The sequence below is a fragment of the Alteromonas sp. ABD4_190 genome, assembly GCF_056160105.1.
In genome coordinates, this window is the sequence record NZ_JBSWWN010000001.1 from 1,229,412 (window position 1) to 1,244,383 (window position 14,972).

Below are 14,972 nucleotides of genomic sequence, written 5' to 3' on the forward strand. Positions count from 1 at the left end.
TATACCAGTCCGCATAGATAGTTACCCACTCTGCGAGAGTTAAAATGTTCGTAATCGCGGCGTGTTGCCGCAGGTATAGTGGTTCTACATCAAGCTGACACAACAAAGAGTAAAGACAACAAAAAGGCCGTGCTTCACTTAAAGCACGGCCTTTTTTATTTCTTTTCGCTTAATACGAACGTTTGGAAACGCTATGTTCTATGCTACGCCAAACGACGCTTTAAGAATAAAGAAGAAGATGATCGAAAGAATTGCGCCCGCAGGCAAAGTAACAATCCACGATACGACGATATTTCTCACGATGCCTAGGTTAAGTGCTGATACGCCACGTGCCAGACCAACACCTAATACTGCGCCAACCAGTGTTTGTGTAGTCGAAATAGGTAAACCTGTACCTGATGCGATAACCACCGTACAAGCTGCAGCAAGCTCTGCTGCAAAACCGCGACTTGGCGTTAAGTGCGTAATACCTTGACCTATGGTTTTAATTACGCGATGTCCAAATAACGCAAGGCCGGCAACAATACCTAACCCACCTAATGGTAAAATCCACCAAGCAAGTGTTGTGCTTGAGTTAATTTCACCACCGCTGGTAACGACACTTACTACAGCCGCAAGAGGGCCAATCGCATTAGCTACGTCGTTAGAGCCATGGGCAAATGCCATACAGCAGGCTGTTACAACCATCAGCAATGCGAATACTTTTTCAACGTTAGCCGCTTGTAAGTCTGCATCTTCCGAACCGCTGAACTTCATACGGCCGATAAACCATTTACCCAAGAAGCCCAACGCTACGGCAATACCAATAGCCAATAGATATCCGTTGACGGCGCTTAGCTCCAAACCAACGTGTTTTAGGCCTTTCTTAATGGTTACAAGCGACATCACAAAGCCTGCTAATGCCATGTAGAAGGGTACATAACGCTTAGCATTGGCAAACGGGGAGGCAGTTTGGAAGATGAGCTTGTGCGCGCTCATAAAGATAAGATAAGCAATAATACCTGATATAGCAGGGGTAACGACCCAACTACCTACAATACCGCCCACTTTATCCCACGCCACCGCGTCCATACTGACGCCAGTTGCCGTAAAGCCGATAATGGCACCGATAATAGAGTGCGTTGTAGATACAGGCCAACCCAACCATGACGCTACTGCTAGCCAGATTCCAGCCGCGAGTAGTGACGAAATCATGCCTAATACTAAGTATTCAGGTATATCTATAAAGAAGGTTGAGTCGATAATCCCTTTTCGAATGGTAGATGTTACTTCGCCACCAGCTAGGTAGGCGCCAGCAAACTCAAATATCATTGCAATGATAATGGCTTGTTTAATGGTTAAAGCTTTAGAACCTACTGACGTACCCATTGCGTTGGCAACGTCATTCGCTCCAATACCCCATGCCATGACGAAACCAACGCCAGCGGCAAGGATTATAAGAATTAGGCCATAACTTTCAAAAAATTCCACGGATAATCGCTCCCGATCTAAACGCGATTTAGGCTGGACGCTACTTGAGTAAGTAGCATGATCTCTTCACCACAAAGGCTAGAGAATGAAGTTAAAGACAAATTGTGTTTTATCATATGGTTCGATTAAATTTTGCACGATCTGTTCTTGGCTGCGGCGCATGATAACGTAATCATGTTAGAAGCCATAGCGAAAATCACTGAAAAACGATAAAAGTATACGGAATTATTTGAATGCGATGATAAATCCACCAAATATTTCAGTTTTATGACAAATAAATTTCACAAACACCCATGTTGGGGTATTAATACGCAAAATCGCACTGACCATTTGGACAGGATTACGTCAAATCTTCCAATTTTTGCTGCATATTTTCCAGCGGCGTATGCCTAACATCTGTACCGCGAGTAAGGTAAACAACATACTCACACACGTTTTTACATCTATCACCGATTCGCTCTAGCGAGCGCATTGCCCACAATACATCTAGCCAATCCTGCATATCGTCGGTACTTTTTTGCATTTCAGAGGTGGTATACGACAGCAGACGCTTGTATTCACTGTCAATGCGGTTGTCTTGATCGTACACCTCTAGTGCTGCTGCTTCATCCTGACGGGCAAAAGCGTCAAATGTGCCGCGCATCATGGCGGCAACCCTCTCACCAATAAGCAGCATACTGCTTTTGATTGTATCTGAGCTAGGTAACTTATTGCGCGTTACCAGCTTGGCGATACGCTCGATTTCATCGCCCATACGTTCAATATCGGTAATGGCTTTGGAAATCGTCATAATTAAACGCAGATCGCTAGCAGTGGGATGGCGTTTCGCAATAATGCGTAAGCACTCTTCATCAATTTGAATTTCCATGGAGTTAATTTTCAGGTCGTTCAACACCACTTTTTCAGCCAAAGCAGCGTGATTGTGCTTCACTGCTTTTAAGGTATCGACCAGCTGCTGTTCAACTTCACCTCCCATGGTTAATACCGAGTTACGCAAGTTTTCTAACTCGATATTAAACGTACCCGAGATATGCGTATTTAACGCTACCTGTCGCATAGTGATTCCCCTTTACGGCTCAAGCTGAATGGATAACGGCAATACAAGGAGCCAACGCCCATTGCTACGCGCTGGTAACACGCAGCAACGCCAAAACAAATTATAGCGTTACGGCGTAAGTCCACGTTGGAAGACGTGTCCACAGCCTGGTTATCCATAACGCCCCGTTATGTAGTCTTCGGTTTGTTTCTTCTCTGGCATAGTAAACAGCGTGTCGCTATCAGCATATTCTATCAGCCTACCCTGATGGAAAAAGGCGGTATAGTCGCTTACCCGAGCCGCTTGCTGCATGTTGTGCGTCACGATAATAATGGTGCATTGTTTCTTTAATGCCTCCATAAGCTCTTCGATAAAAAGTGTGGTTAATGGGTCAAGGGCTGAGGTGGGTTCATCAAGAAGCAGAATATCGGGCTTCAACGCCAGTGCTCTTGCAATAACCAAGCGCTGCTGCTGACCGCCAGACAAAACATGGGCAGATTCAAACAGGCGATCTTTTACCTCATCCCAGAGCGCCGCTTGTTTTAATGCGCTTTCAACGGCGTCGTCTAAGTGTCTGCGAACCTTCACGCCCTGCAGCTTTAGCCCATAACACACGTTTTCATAAATGCTCATGGGAAAGGGGTTCGGACGTTGAAAGACCATACCCACATTTGTTCTAAGACGAGACACGTTTACTTTGCGGCCATTGATGTTTCGGCCATCAATAACAATTTCACCATCATATTTGCAACCGTCATACAAATCGTTCAGACGATTGAAACAGCTGATGAGCGTTGACTTGCCGCAGCCACTTTGCCCGATTAACGCCGTTATTTTGTTTTTAGGTATTCGCATGCTGATGTCATTTAACACATGCTTACTACCAAACCATAGGTTAAGGTTTTTCACCTCTACCGCGGTTTGTGTTTCACTAATGTCGTTAACGTTTAACGTATTGTGTTCAAACAACTTCAACATGTTACAAAACCTGCCTTATCCTTTAAGGTAGCGCTTGCGCAGACGCGTTCTTAGTAAAACTGCCAGAATATTTAGTACAAACACCACAACGAGTAAAAGCAAACAAGCAGCAAACATCATACTTGCACTTTTTCCATCGGTCTGGCTGTGAAACGCACCGTCGTAAATAAGCACGCCCAAGTGCATAAACTGCCTATCGAGGTGGAGATAAGGAAATTCTCCGTCTATTGGCAACGTTGGCGCAAACTTGACCGCACCAACCAGCATGAGTGGCGCAACTTCACCTGCTGCCCGCGCAATGGCGAGAATTACACCAGTCATAATACCAGGTGACGCTATGGGCAATACGGTGCGCAATATAGTCTCAATTTTGGTTGCCCCCAATGCGTAACTGCCGGCTTTTAACCCTTCTGGCACTCGGCGCAAGCCCTCTTCAGTGGCAACAATAACCACGGGGAGCGTTAAAATCGCCATGGTCAACGCAGCCCAGAATACCCCTGGACTTCCCATGGTTGGCGCTGGCAGTGTTTCACTAAACAATAGCTCGTCAATACTGCCGCCTAGGGTGTAAACAAAGAAGCCAAGTCCAAATACGCCATAAACTATAGAAGGTACACCCGCCATGTTGCTTACACTAACGCGAATAATGGTTGTAAACGCTGTGTTAGGTGCATATTCGCTTAAATAAATGGCGGCCAATACACCAAATGGCGTTACGATGATTGTCATTAAAAACACCATAAGCACGGTGCCAAATAAAGCTGGGAAAACGCCACCAGAGGTGTTTGCTTGTTTAGGGGAGTTGGTAAGGAATACGCCAATCTCTGAAAACACCACTTTCCATTTTTCAAAAGTGCTCAAACGACTGACGAAATCGACATCTTGAATACTGGAAATAGGGATCACAAACGACGCCCCGTCTGCAAAGCTTACCAATAAAGTATACTCGGCCCGTGTTGCCTCTAGCGCTTCTACTCGCTTTTGGTATTCGTTGAACGAGGCGACTAAGCGCTCTCTGGCCGGCGCATCGGCGACAACGTTGCGTTTATCGAACTGAGATAGCGCTTCGTGAATAGGTGCAAGATGCCGCGTATTTAAATCTTCAATTTGGGCACTTATTTGAGCCACTTCCTCTAGCACCGCATCAATCTTGCTAAGAGGCTGAGGTGGTGAAGAAGGCACAACGAGATATTCAGGAATTGCTAACACACGCCTGCCGTCTAATAGCTTAATCTCTGCGCTTTCTCTCGCTAGTTGCGTGATATCTATCTCCTCTCGGGAGACCTCAACTTGAAAACCATAAGGATGCAGTGTGTCGGAATACTTAAGGATGACATCTTCATTTGCCGAGTTATCGAACACGTTAGCGAGTACAGAAAACTTTCTGCCGTCTTGGTGCTTGCCTGTGACCGTGTAGATAGGTTCTGGCCAAAAATATGCGGTACCACGAAAGCTGATAAGTATGAGAACGCTAACTAGCGCAATAAGCAGCAGGCTGGTGAAGAAAGCCGTTAAGCTAATAACTAATGATTGCCGCTGTACTGCACTTAATCCAAACATCGTTTGATTATCCATAGTATGCCCTACGTCTTATGCTTTGTCGCAATAGCTCTGCCATGGTGTTTACCAAAAAGGTAAACAGGAACAAAATACACGCGGTGAAAAATAGAATTTGATAATGCGCTGATGATACATCAGCCTCCGGAAGTTCTATAGCCAAGTTAGCAGTAAGTGCTCGCAAACCTTCTATAAGACCCCAGCTGGAGATCGGCGTATTTCCCGTCACCATAAGAACAATCATGGTTTCACCAAACGCGCGGCCGAAACCTAGCATAATCGCGGCAACAATACCCGGTAGTGCAACGTGAAGAACAACATGAAGTAAGGTCTGTAGTCGTGTGGCGCCTAAAGCAAAAGAGGCATGTTTTAGATCATTGGGTACGCCATTAATGGCATCCTCAGCGAGGGAATAAATACTCGGAGATATGGCCACGCCTAAGGCTAACGCAACCACTATTGTGGTTTTTCCAATAGGGCTATCGGACTCCGCCGCTAGCAAAGTAAATCCATCTACCCCCATTACCGAAAAAATGAGTGAAGGCGCATATTCCACACTTATGAAACCTAAAACAAACACACCGCTTATAGCAAAAAGTAGCTCTGCACCATGTCGTAACTTCTTTGGTAAGTACTCTGCAACTGGGCGCTGAACCAAGGCAACAAGAATAAGCACAAAAGGAATAACGATAAGGAAAAAAGCAAAGGAAAACAAAAATTGCTCGGCTTTCGGCGACAACCAAATGGCGGCAATGAAGCCGATTAGCACGCTGGGTATAGCTTCTAAAAGCTCAATAGCCGGTTTAACGATATTACGCAATCGGCTTTTGGCGAAAAACGCAGTGTAAATCGCCGCGCCAATAGCAACTGGAATAGCAATAAGTAGCGCTAAAAATGATGCTTTGATACTGCCAATTAGTAGCGGAGTTAAACTAAACTTGGCTTCTTGAAAATCTGACGCACTGGTGGTTTGCCATACGGTTTCTTCTTTTTCATATCCTTCGTAATGCTGAGGTTCAAATAAAGAGGCCCATGTAGTAATGCCGCTTAAATGCTTACCTTCCCATACTGATAGGGTACTTTCTGAATAGCCGTACAGCTTATTGCCGTACCAAATAATATTCTCAGCCGAGCGCTCTATCTGTTGTGACGCCACCACATCGCCAGACACACGGTTAACCAATAGCACCCTTGCCTTATCGGTCAGCACTGCCACTAAATTCATACTGGCATGTTCTGCCACATCCCTAACTTTCTCTCCTGGTAGCGCTACTTGGTAGGTTTGTTCAAAGGTGAGGCCTTTATCGCTCTTGCTCAAAACCCAGCGAGTAAGCGCCTGTGTTTCACTGTTCATTAAGAAGAATGTGCGGTCTTTAGCAAGAGGAAACACAATCTTCTCATTTAATGACATGGCGATATCTTCTGCTACGGGAAGTAATGACGCCCCTTCATCCGTGAGCCTATTGAGGAAAAGGGTATCATTCACTTGGAGCAACAGGCTCTGGCTGCCAGGTAACAATACGAGCCTGTCTATATTATGAAACCGCTTATCCACCACTTGCGTAGGACTACGCCGATTTACCCAACGAATAAATACATTATTACCCTGTGTGATAGAAATTACCGCCCACTTTGAAGACAGAGCCATACTCCAGCTGGTGCGTTTTTCCCATTCCTCTTTAGGAAGCGCAAAGGTTATAGTGTTCGACAATACAGCTTGTGGCGTACTTGTAGCGGTAACTTTTTCGCCGCCATCTGTCAAATTGAATGACCTAACCGGTAAAACCCTTACTTGTGCATTGGGAGAGACATCAACAATATAATTCTCTCCCATCACGCTGTAGCTCGACAAACTATGCTCGCAAGGACGAATGTAATCGTGATTGCTTATTAAAGCATTGCCTTGAAGCAACTTTAATCCCAATCGACAGTCAGACTTTCTAACCAACATTGGCTGACTGTTAATGATGTCGCCTGCGCTGATAATTTTTTCATTATCAGACGTTTTCAAGCTCAACAGATGATTTAAGCTAGGAGTATATGCCAACGGGAGAGCTTGGCTAATAAGGTGGGTAATAAGAATAACAAGAGTTAACAAAACAAGGCCGCCAAAGCCGGTCACGACATAACGTGACCACCTATCGCTTCGCTGGCGTTTTTTGTTTGTGCTGTTGCTGTCGAAAGTCATGGGGCTGTTTAGTAATTCTTATTCTCGAAATTCTTCATTTTTAAGAAGAATAACCCTAAATTGCACTGGTGAGCAGTGTAAGTTTTGTTATGCTAATAGCAAGTGAAAGTTTATAGCATTACCTATGCGCAACCCACTCTGCGCCTATGGTATTACCCAACAGGAAGACGATCAAAGTTTTTCTCTACACGCCCAATAAGGAGCACCGCATGCAATCATTGGTTATCAGCATCATGGGTAAAGACAAGCCTGGTTTGGTAGATGCACTAGCTAAGTGTGTGTACAAACATGAAGGCAATTGGCAAGGGTCGAGTTTTGCACATATGGCTGGTATGTTCACTGGCTTTGTTGAAGTTCACGTTACCGATAACAACAAACAAAGCTTAATTGATGCATTAGACGCCATTAAAGATTTGTCAGTGCAGTCAGTAGCGGTTGCTAGTAATGACAGCAATAACACCACCAAGTTGACGGTTGATGTGATGGGCAATGACAAAACCGGCATTGTTCAAGAGCTTACTTCTGTTCTAAACCAGTTCAACTTGAATATTGTCACCTTTGCTTCACATTGTGAAAGCGCGCCTAACTGGGGAAGTCTAATCTTCAAAGCAAAAGCAGAGATCGCGGTGCCAGAAGATTTTGACGACGGCGCACTGCAAGACTCACTGGAGTCATTGGCTAACGATCTAGTGGTGGATATTACTGCGAAGCGATAATAGTAAGGTTATGGGCTTAATTTCAAGTGCGCGCCAGCAAGCGTGGCAGTGCCTCGAAACAAGGCCCATACCACTGAAAGGTAAAGGAATAGCCGCATCGTATTGAATAGACTTTAATACCAAAATACGTGTTGTCACAGTAGTGTCACTGACTGATGGCAGTCTTTGACCATTTTTATGAGCGTGAATTGAGACATTATGGATAACGACGTTTTATATTATCCCAAGGAATTAAGCTGGCTTGCGTTTAACGAACGTGTACTTCAAGAAGCCGCAGATAAAAATAACCCTGCTATAGAACGCATTCGCTTTCTTGGTATTTATTCTAATAATCTTGATGAATTCTATCGAGTACGTGCTGCAGATGTTAAGCGCCTTATCACTATTGCACAAAACGATGGAAACGAAGAAGAAGCCGCGCGACTGATAAGCTTGATGGCACAAATTCAAAAGAAAGTAGTGCATCTTTCTGAAAAGTTCGATCAAATACACAAGGATGTTGTCAAATCCCTTGCTCGATACAACATCCATATCCTGCGCAAAGATGACTTAGACGATTATCAAAAGCAGTGGGTACGCAATTATTTTATCAACAAGGCACTGCGTCATATTGCGCCTATTCTTATTGATAAGAAAACAGATCTGTTAAGCCGCTTAAATGGTAACTCCGTTTATTTGTACGTTGCGCTACGCAGAAAAGAACGCAACCCGAAGTTTGCCGTAATTCAAGTTCCTACTTCTGAAATGTCGCGCTTTATGCTTATCCCACCGCAGAAAAGCCGCAAGAAAAAAAGCATCGTTATGCTTGATGACATGATTCAGTTGTGTATTGAAGATATCTTCCGCGGTTTCGTAAAGTTTGACGAAATTGAAGCCTTTTCATTTAAAATGACCCGTGACGCAGAGTATTCGATTAACGAAGAAATTGACGAAAGTTTCGTTGAGAAAATGTCAGAAAGTATGAAACAGCGCCTTATTGCAGAGCCTGTACGCGTTATCTACGACACTGACATGCCGGAAGATATGCAGTCAGACCTTCGCAAACGTCTTAAAATAACCAAACTTGATACCATGCACGCTGCGGGACACTACCGTAACTTTAAAGACTTCATTGGCTTCCCCAATGTGGGTCGAGAATATTTAGAGCACACTCCACTGCCGGCCATCGACAGCAAAGCGTTCTCTCAATACAACACGGTATTTGATGCAATTACTGCGCGAGATATACTGCTATATTACCCATATCACCGCTTCCTGCACTTCACCGAATTCGTTCGACAGGCGGCTTTCGACCCCAATGTAAAAACTATACGCATCAATATTTATCGTGTTGCTAGTAATTCTCGCATTATAAACTCGTTGATTGACGCGGTAGATAACGGAAAAAAAGTTACGGTTGTCGTAGAGCTTCGCGCCCGTTTTGACGAAGAAGCCAACATTGAATGGTCTAAACGCATGACCGATGCAGGTATACGCGTTGTACTTGGCGTGCCTACCCTTAAAATTCATTCTAAGTTGTGTATTGTGACCCGTGAAGAACGGGGAAGTTTGGTGAATTATGCGCATTTCGGTACCGGTAACTTCAACGAGAAAACCGCGAAAATTTATACCGACTACAGCTTATTCACTCGCAATCAAGAACTTGCCGATGAAGGGGTAGCGGTATTCGACCTTATTCAATACCCTTACCGACGCTACAAATTTCAGCATCTTCAAATATCGCCGTTAAACGCGAGAACCAAAATTCAGTCGCTAATTCGCCAAGAGATTCAGCACCTAAACCAAGGTCAAAAGGCTCAAATCACCTTCAAAATTAACAACCTTGTAGATAAAGAACTGATTGATGATTTGTACCGAGCCAGCCAGGCAGGCGTTAAGATCCGCGGTATAGTACGCGGTATGTGTTCGCTTAACCCTGGGATAAAAGGAATAAGCGAAAACATCGAAATTATCTCTATTGTCGATAGGTTCCTTGAACACCCTCGTGTAATGATTTTTGAAGGCGGCGGCGATAGAAAAGTGTACATCTCATCTGCAGATTGGATGACCCGCAACATGGACAACCGCATTGAAGTAGGTTGCCCAGTGTATGATAAAGGTCTTCAACAGCGCATTGTTGATATAATGGAGCTACAATTTAAAGACACCCTGAAAGCGCGAGTGATTGACAAGGATCAGAGCAACAAGTACGTTCGCAGGGGAAATCGTAAAAAACTTCGCTCGCAAATAGAAATTTATGACTATTTGAAGAAGCTAGAAGACACTTTGTAGGATAGATAATTAGTACATGACCCAGCACGAATCAGTTTTTAATGATGTGGAAACCCGCGATGTTAGTAAAGTCGCAGCACTCGATATTGGCTCGAATAGTTTTCACTTAGTAGTAGCACGTATTGTTGCTGGGTCTGTGCAGATTTTGCATAGAGTGAAACAAAAAGTTCGTTTGGCAGAAGGTCTAAACAACGATGACATTTTGTCTGAAGAGGCGATGGAGCGCGGGCTAGCTATGCTTAAAGTGGTAGCGGAAAGCCTAAAAGGTTTTGAGCCCGACTCGGTGAGGATTGTCGCCACCCACACGTTGCGCAGAGCGCGTAACGCCCGCGATTTTATCAGCGCAGCAAAAGACATCCTCCCCTACCCTATCGAGGTCATTTCAGGTGTAGAAGAAGCCCGACTTATTTATTCAGGCGTTGCTCATACCAACCACGCAGACGGTCAACAATTAGTTATTGATATAGGCGGTGGTTCTACCGAATTTGTTATTGGTAAAAGCTTTACCCCCCTACTTTGCCGAAGCCTTCAAATGGGCTGCGTTAGCTATACCAAACGATTTTTCCCTGACGGTGAGCTAAAGTCCAAAGCGTTCAATCGCGCTATAACCGCCGCACAGCAAGAGCTTGAGTTAATTGACAATAAATATCGCAGGCTAGGATGGGTTCAGTGTATAGGTACGTCTGGTACCATTCGCTCACTGTTTACTCTTTGCCAGCAAGACAGACCCAATGGTCACGATATCCCGGTAACGCTTAAAAGCTTACGCAATTTGATGAAGCAGTTCATCAGCGCCGGCCATATCGACAAATTAAGTTTCCCAGATTTAAGTGAAGATCGCCGCGTGGTTATCGCGGGCGGCCTTGCTATTCTTATCGCCGTATTCAAAGCACTAGAAATTGAAGGCTTGGTGTACTCGCCTGCCGCATTGCGTGAAGGCGTGCTTTATCAGATGGAAGATGAGCTTCATCACGCTGATATTCGCGGCAGAACGGCGAGTAGTTTGGCAACGCGCTACGATGTAGATACATCCCAAGCCACTATGGTGCTTAACACAACCCTCTCACTTTTCAGTGATGTCGAAAAAGAGTGGAAACTTAAAGGCCGCGACTTTAAAAGCATGCTTGGCTGGGCCGCATTGCTTCATGAAGTCGGCATGCAAATTAACTCACGAGGTATACAAAAACATAGCGCTTATATTCTTGGCAATGTGGATATGCCTGGGTTTACGCAGGAACAGCAGTTACTGCTAGCTACACTCGTACGGTTCCATAGAAAGAAGATTCGCATCAATGAACTGCCTGCGTTTAATCTTTTCGATCAGCAGTCAGTTAAGCACTTAATCGCCTTACTGCGTTTGGGTGTGCTACTCAATATTAAACGCCAAGAGAGTTTTGTACCTGACCTCGTTGTAAATGTAGAAAAGAACGAACTGACTATTACCTTTCCAGAAGGCTGGTTAGATGAAAAACCCATTATTTCTGCTGACCTACTGCGTGAAAGCCACTATTGGAAAGCCCTTGATTTAAAACTCACAGTTGTACCTGATATCGAACAGTTACACCCTGTTGTGGAATAAACACATATCGGCTATCAATATCTCGAACTGAGCATTTTATAGGCAAATATCAGTATTATTTGCCTATAAAACGGGTATACTGCGCATTAGCTTTTTCTTATCTAAAACCCTCAATTGGTGTTATTTTTGTAGGTTCTCAACAGTAGTTATGTTTCGTAGTATCTGGATTATTTTGTTGCTGATTGCAAGTTCATCTACCTTTGGTTCTTCGAACCATGTCTACTTTTTGAGCGAGGTTACGCCGCCCTATTACTGGATTGACGAGAATGGAAAAGCACAGGGCGTCAACGTAGACCTCGCGAACGCACTTCAGCCTTTACTGCCATTTAGTAGTTCGTTAGAACATTTGCCGTGGGCGCGAGCATTACAAGAAGCCCGAGACAATCCCAACCTTGTACTTTTATCCCTATTAAAAACATCCAATAGAGAAAGTGATTTTACGTGGCTTTCTTCAGTTAATCATATGCAGGCTTCGCTTATCCGCTTAAAGCGAAAAGAGACTATGCACGTCAATTCCTTAGAGGAAGCAAAGCACTTTCGAGTTGGCTCAATACGCGGCTATGGTTCAGCATTTTATTTACAGCAACAAGGTTTTAAAGAAAATAAAAACCTTGCTTTGGTCGCTGAGCCTACACTACTGTGGAAGTTGCTGTACATGGAACGCATCGACTTTGCTTTAGCTAATTTTGAGACTGGAAAGTATGAAATCAGTGACGCTGGTTTTAATCCTAGTGACGTAACGAGCGAATATGTCGTTGAAGCATTAGGTGCCGACCTTTTTATTGCCACCGGCCTTAAGACTGAAAAAGACAAAGTAAACTCGCTTAAAAAAGCGCTTTCAATTTTAAAAGCGAATGGCGAGTATGCTCGAATACTAAAAAAATGGGGCCTTGAACCGATTGAATCGACGCAATAGCCCCATTTACGCATAACTCTTACGAACTAGTTATTGAGCTTCAACTGTCATACTTTGTGACTGCGCGCTGTCGTATTTTTTAAACCACGCCAAAATGTTTTCCACTTTACCAATCATTCTAGAAGGCTTAGAAGCAATTCCATGCGGAGACCCCGGTACTTTCACCAGTACGCTATCAACCTTTTGAAGCTTTAAGGCTTGATAGAACTGTTCAGTCTCAGACATTGGCGTGCGCTTGTCCTCCACTCCCGTGATCAACATGGTGGGGGTAGTTACATTTCCTACTAGTGACAGCGGTGAACGCTTCCAGTAATGCTCTACGTTATCCCACGGCTTGCCCGGAAATTGGAAAGGGATTTGATACAGGCCTGAATCGGCAGTCAGCACTTTCGATAACCAGTTGATAACGGGTTTTGCAACAACGGCTGCTTTGAATCGGTCAGTAAGGCCAATGGCATAGGCTGATGCAATCCCCCCCGCTGAGCCACCCGTTATAAACAGGCGTTCTGGGTCAGCTATTCCTTTTTCAATCAACGCATCAACGCCCGACATATGGTCGGCAAAGTCATATTCCGAACTGTATTTACCTTGAAGCAGCAATGCAAATCGCTCACCATAACCTGTGCTGCCTCTGTGATTATCATAAAACACCACATAACCCTCTGCTGCCATGCGCTGCAATTCAGCAGTAAATACAGGGCCATAGGCGAGGTTTGGCCCACCATGAATTTCCAAAATAAGTGGATACGTTTTCGAACTGTCATAGTTTGGTGGCAGAATGTACCATCCTTGTATTTCTTCGCCATCAATAGAAGATGGATAGACAATCTCTTTCACCTCTCCGAGCTGTTTATGCCCTAAAACGTCTTCGTTCAGCGTAGTAAGCTGTCGCTCTTTTCGCTTCGTCACAAATAGCTCTGCAGGACGATCGGTTCGTCCTTTAGTGTATGCCACTACATCACCTACCGCATGATAGGTACCAAACACGTAGGGGCGGCCGAGTGTAGTGCCACCTAAACCGCTCGCCACTGTTTTCACTTTGCCCGACAACGATACGACATCAACTTGTGCCAAGCCGCGTACCGATTGCTGAAAGTAAATACGTTTATTGTCTTTCCAGTGAAAATTAGACACTGAATTATCAATATCTTTTGTTAAGTTTCTTTGTTCAGAGCCGTCGCTATTCATCAGGTATAAATAGCTATTTTTATACATCACTTTTTCGTCGTCGCGATACGAATAGGCAATATGTTTTCCGTCGGGCGATACTACAGGCGATGATTCACGCCCTTTATCCTGAGTCAACTGTTCAATATTTCCCATTAAATCAACGGAAAATATATCGGCTTCAAGAGGCTCATACTCCCAATTATCAGTGCGATTGGCAGAGAAATAGATTTTGTCACCATCGGGGGAGAAGCTTAATCGCCCATTGTGGTGATAGTTACCTGAAGTCAGCTGTCGTGCTGTGCCACCATCGGCAGGAACGATAAAAATATGAGTGTAAGCTGGCTCAAGAACCCCGCGCCCATCGGCTTGATAGCGCGCTTTGGTGATGTACTGAAATTTAGGCGACCACTTTGCACCGTCTGGCTTTTTAGGCATTTTTACATCTAGCGGCTTTTCTTTGGCATCTACGCTCATGGTAAAGGCAATGTATTTACCATCTGGCGACCAAGTAATATTGCTCGGGCTCGACGTCACGTTTGTGACGAGAGCCGTTTGCCCTGTATCCATCCATCGCACATATAATTGCGGTTTACCCTCTTCGTTAGACAGATAAGCCAAGCGGCTCCCATCCGGTGACCAACGAATAGAATAGTAGTTTTTCTTAGATGACAGTAATGGGCGGTGTGACTTACCATCAACAGATGCTAGCCAAACGTTCGCTCTACTACTGTCTGACATAATGTCGTTTGAACGGCGCACATACGCAATATATTCACCGTTTGGTGACACCTGAACCTCACTCACGTATTCCAAATTAAAAATATCTTCCGATTTAAAATAGTGATTGTCTGTATCGGTAGTTTCAGCCTCAGTATTGGCAAAGACTGAACTAGATAACACTGCATTTGAAAATGCAAAAACGCCCCCGTAAAAAAGTGCAGCTAACGCTGCCTGACGCATCACTACCGACGAGTACCTGCGACTGCTATTTTTAAACATACCTCACCTTATTTTTCGTTATATGGGCCTGTAAACCTTTGTGGAACACTTTAAATCAGGCCCTCTCGTTTTGTTTTCTGGCGTAATCACTT

The 14,972-nt window shown here is 44.4% G+C and carries 10 protein-coding genes; 4 read left to right on the top strand and 6 right to left on the bottom strand.

The genetic code is table 11. The annotated features are described in order from the left end of the window. Positions 1 to 198: 198 nt before the first annotated feature. From ACXAFM_RS05415 to ACXAFM_RS05435, 5 genes are all read right to left on the bottom strand, one after another. Complete coding sequence (locus tag ACXAFM_RS05415; protein WP_474827616.1) at positions 199 to 1,470, bottom strand: inorganic phosphate transporter; 1,272 nt, start codon at positions 1,468 to 1,470, stop codon at positions 199 to 201. Between the two features lie 340 nt (positions 1,471 to 1,810). Continuing rightward, positions 1,811 to 2,527, bottom strand: a complete 717-nt coding sequence (gene phoU, locus ACXAFM_RS05420) for a phosphate signaling complex protein PhoU (protein WP_014948403.1) — start codon at positions 2,525 to 2,527, stop codon at positions 1,811 to 1,813. Between the two features lie 150 nt (positions 2,528 to 2,677). Then, positions 2,678 to 3,484 carry a phosphate ABC transporter ATP-binding protein PstB gene (gene pstB / locus ACXAFM_RS05425; RefSeq protein WP_474833754.1) on the bottom strand — a complete coding sequence of 269 codons (807 nt, stop codon included), beginning with the start codon at positions 3,482 to 3,484 and terminating at the stop codon, positions 2,678 to 2,680. A 15-nt stretch (positions 3,485 to 3,499) separates the two neighbouring features. Continuing rightward, a complete protein-coding gene (gene pstA / locus ACXAFM_RS05430; RefSeq protein WP_474833756.1) occupies positions 3,500 to 5,059 on the bottom strand; it encodes a phosphate ABC transporter permease PstA in 1,560 nt (519 codons plus the stop codon). Next, positions 5,052 to 7,229, bottom strand: coding sequence for an ABC transporter permease subunit (locus ACXAFM_RS05435; RefSeq protein ID WP_474833758.1), 2,178 nt, complete (start codon positions 7,227 to 7,229; stop codon positions 5,052 to 5,054). The genes pstA and ACXAFM_RS05435 overlap by 8 nt, the downstream gene beginning before the upstream one ends. A gap of 209 nt (positions 7,230 to 7,438) precedes the next feature. Here ACXAFM_RS05435 and ACXAFM_RS05440 point away from each other — a divergent pair, with 209 nt between their 5' ends. The 4 genes from ACXAFM_RS05440 to ACXAFM_RS05455 all read left to right on the top strand — a co-directional run bounded on the left by ACXAFM_RS05440 (position 7,439) and on the right by ACXAFM_RS05455 (position 12,711). Beyond that, complete coding sequence (locus tag ACXAFM_RS05440) at positions 7,439 to 7,945, top strand: glycine cleavage system transcriptional repressor (protein WP_474827624.1); 507 nt, start codon at positions 7,439 to 7,441, stop codon at positions 7,943 to 7,945. 198 nt (positions 7,946 to 8,143) lie between these two features. Beyond that, the gene (gene ppk1 / locus ACXAFM_RS05445; RefSeq protein WP_474833759.1) at positions 8,144 to 10,216 is read left to right on the top strand and encodes a polyphosphate kinase 1; all 2,073 of its coding nucleotides are present in this window, start codon (positions 8,144 to 8,146) and stop codon (positions 10,214 to 10,216) included. A gap of 16 nt (positions 10,217 to 10,232) precedes the next feature. Further along, the gene (gene ppx / locus ACXAFM_RS05450) at positions 10,233 to 11,795 is read left to right on the top strand and encodes an exopolyphosphatase (RefSeq protein ID WP_474833761.1); all 1,563 of its coding nucleotides are present in this window, start codon (positions 10,233 to 10,235) and stop codon (positions 11,793 to 11,795) included. 148 nt (positions 11,796 to 11,943) lie between these two features. After that, the gene (locus tag ACXAFM_RS05455; protein WP_474833763.1) at positions 11,944 to 12,711 is read left to right on the top strand and encodes a substrate-binding periplasmic protein; all 768 of its coding nucleotides are present in this window, start codon (positions 11,944 to 11,946) and stop codon (positions 12,709 to 12,711) included. Between the two features lie 30 nt (positions 12,712 to 12,741). Here ACXAFM_RS05455 and ACXAFM_RS05460 read toward each other — a convergent pair whose 3' ends face one another. Further along, on the bottom strand, positions 12,742 to 14,880 hold the full coding sequence (locus ACXAFM_RS05460; RefSeq protein WP_474833765.1) for a S9 family peptidase: 2,139 nt from the start codon (positions 14,878 to 14,880) through the stop codon (positions 12,742 to 12,744). Positions 14,881 to 14,972: the final 92 nt, after the last annotated feature.

What these genes read in the sequence shown, in the direction of transcription:
- ACXAFM_RS05455 (WP_474833763.1), top strand. Translation starts at nt 11,944, where the DNA reads ATGTTTCGTAGTATCTGGATTATTTTGTTGCTGATTGCAAGTTCATCT.
- ACXAFM_RS05440 (WP_474827624.1), top strand. Translation starts at nt 7,439, where the DNA reads ATGCAATCATTGGTTATCAGCATCATGGGTAAAGACAAGCCTGGTTTG.
- ppk1 (WP_474833759.1), top strand. Translation starts at nt 8,144, where the DNA reads ATGGATAACGACGTTTTATATTATCCCAAGGAATTAAGCTGGCTTGCG.
- ACXAFM_RS05435 (WP_474833758.1), bottom strand. Translation starts at nt 7,229, where the DNA reads ATGACTTTCGACAGCAACAGCACAAACAAAAAACGCCAGCGAAGCGAT.
- phoU (WP_014948403.1), bottom strand. Translation starts at nt 2,527, where the DNA reads ATGCGACAGGTAGCGTTAAATACGCATATCTCGGGTACGTTTAATATC.
- ACXAFM_RS05460 (WP_474833765.1), bottom strand. Translation starts at nt 14,880, where the DNA reads ATGTTTAAAAATAGCAGTCGCAGGTACTCGTCGGTAGTGATGCGTCAG.
- pstA (WP_474833756.1), bottom strand. Translation starts at nt 5,059, where the DNA reads ATGGATAATCAAACGATGTTTGGATTAAGTGCAGTACAGCGGCAATCA.
- pstB (WP_474833754.1), bottom strand. Translation starts at nt 3,484, where the DNA reads ATGTTGAAGTTGTTTGAACACAATACGTTAAACGTTAACGACATTAGT.
- ppx (WP_474833761.1), top strand. Translation starts at nt 10,233, where the DNA reads ATGACCCAGCACGAATCAGTTTTTAATGATGTGGAAACCCGCGATGTT.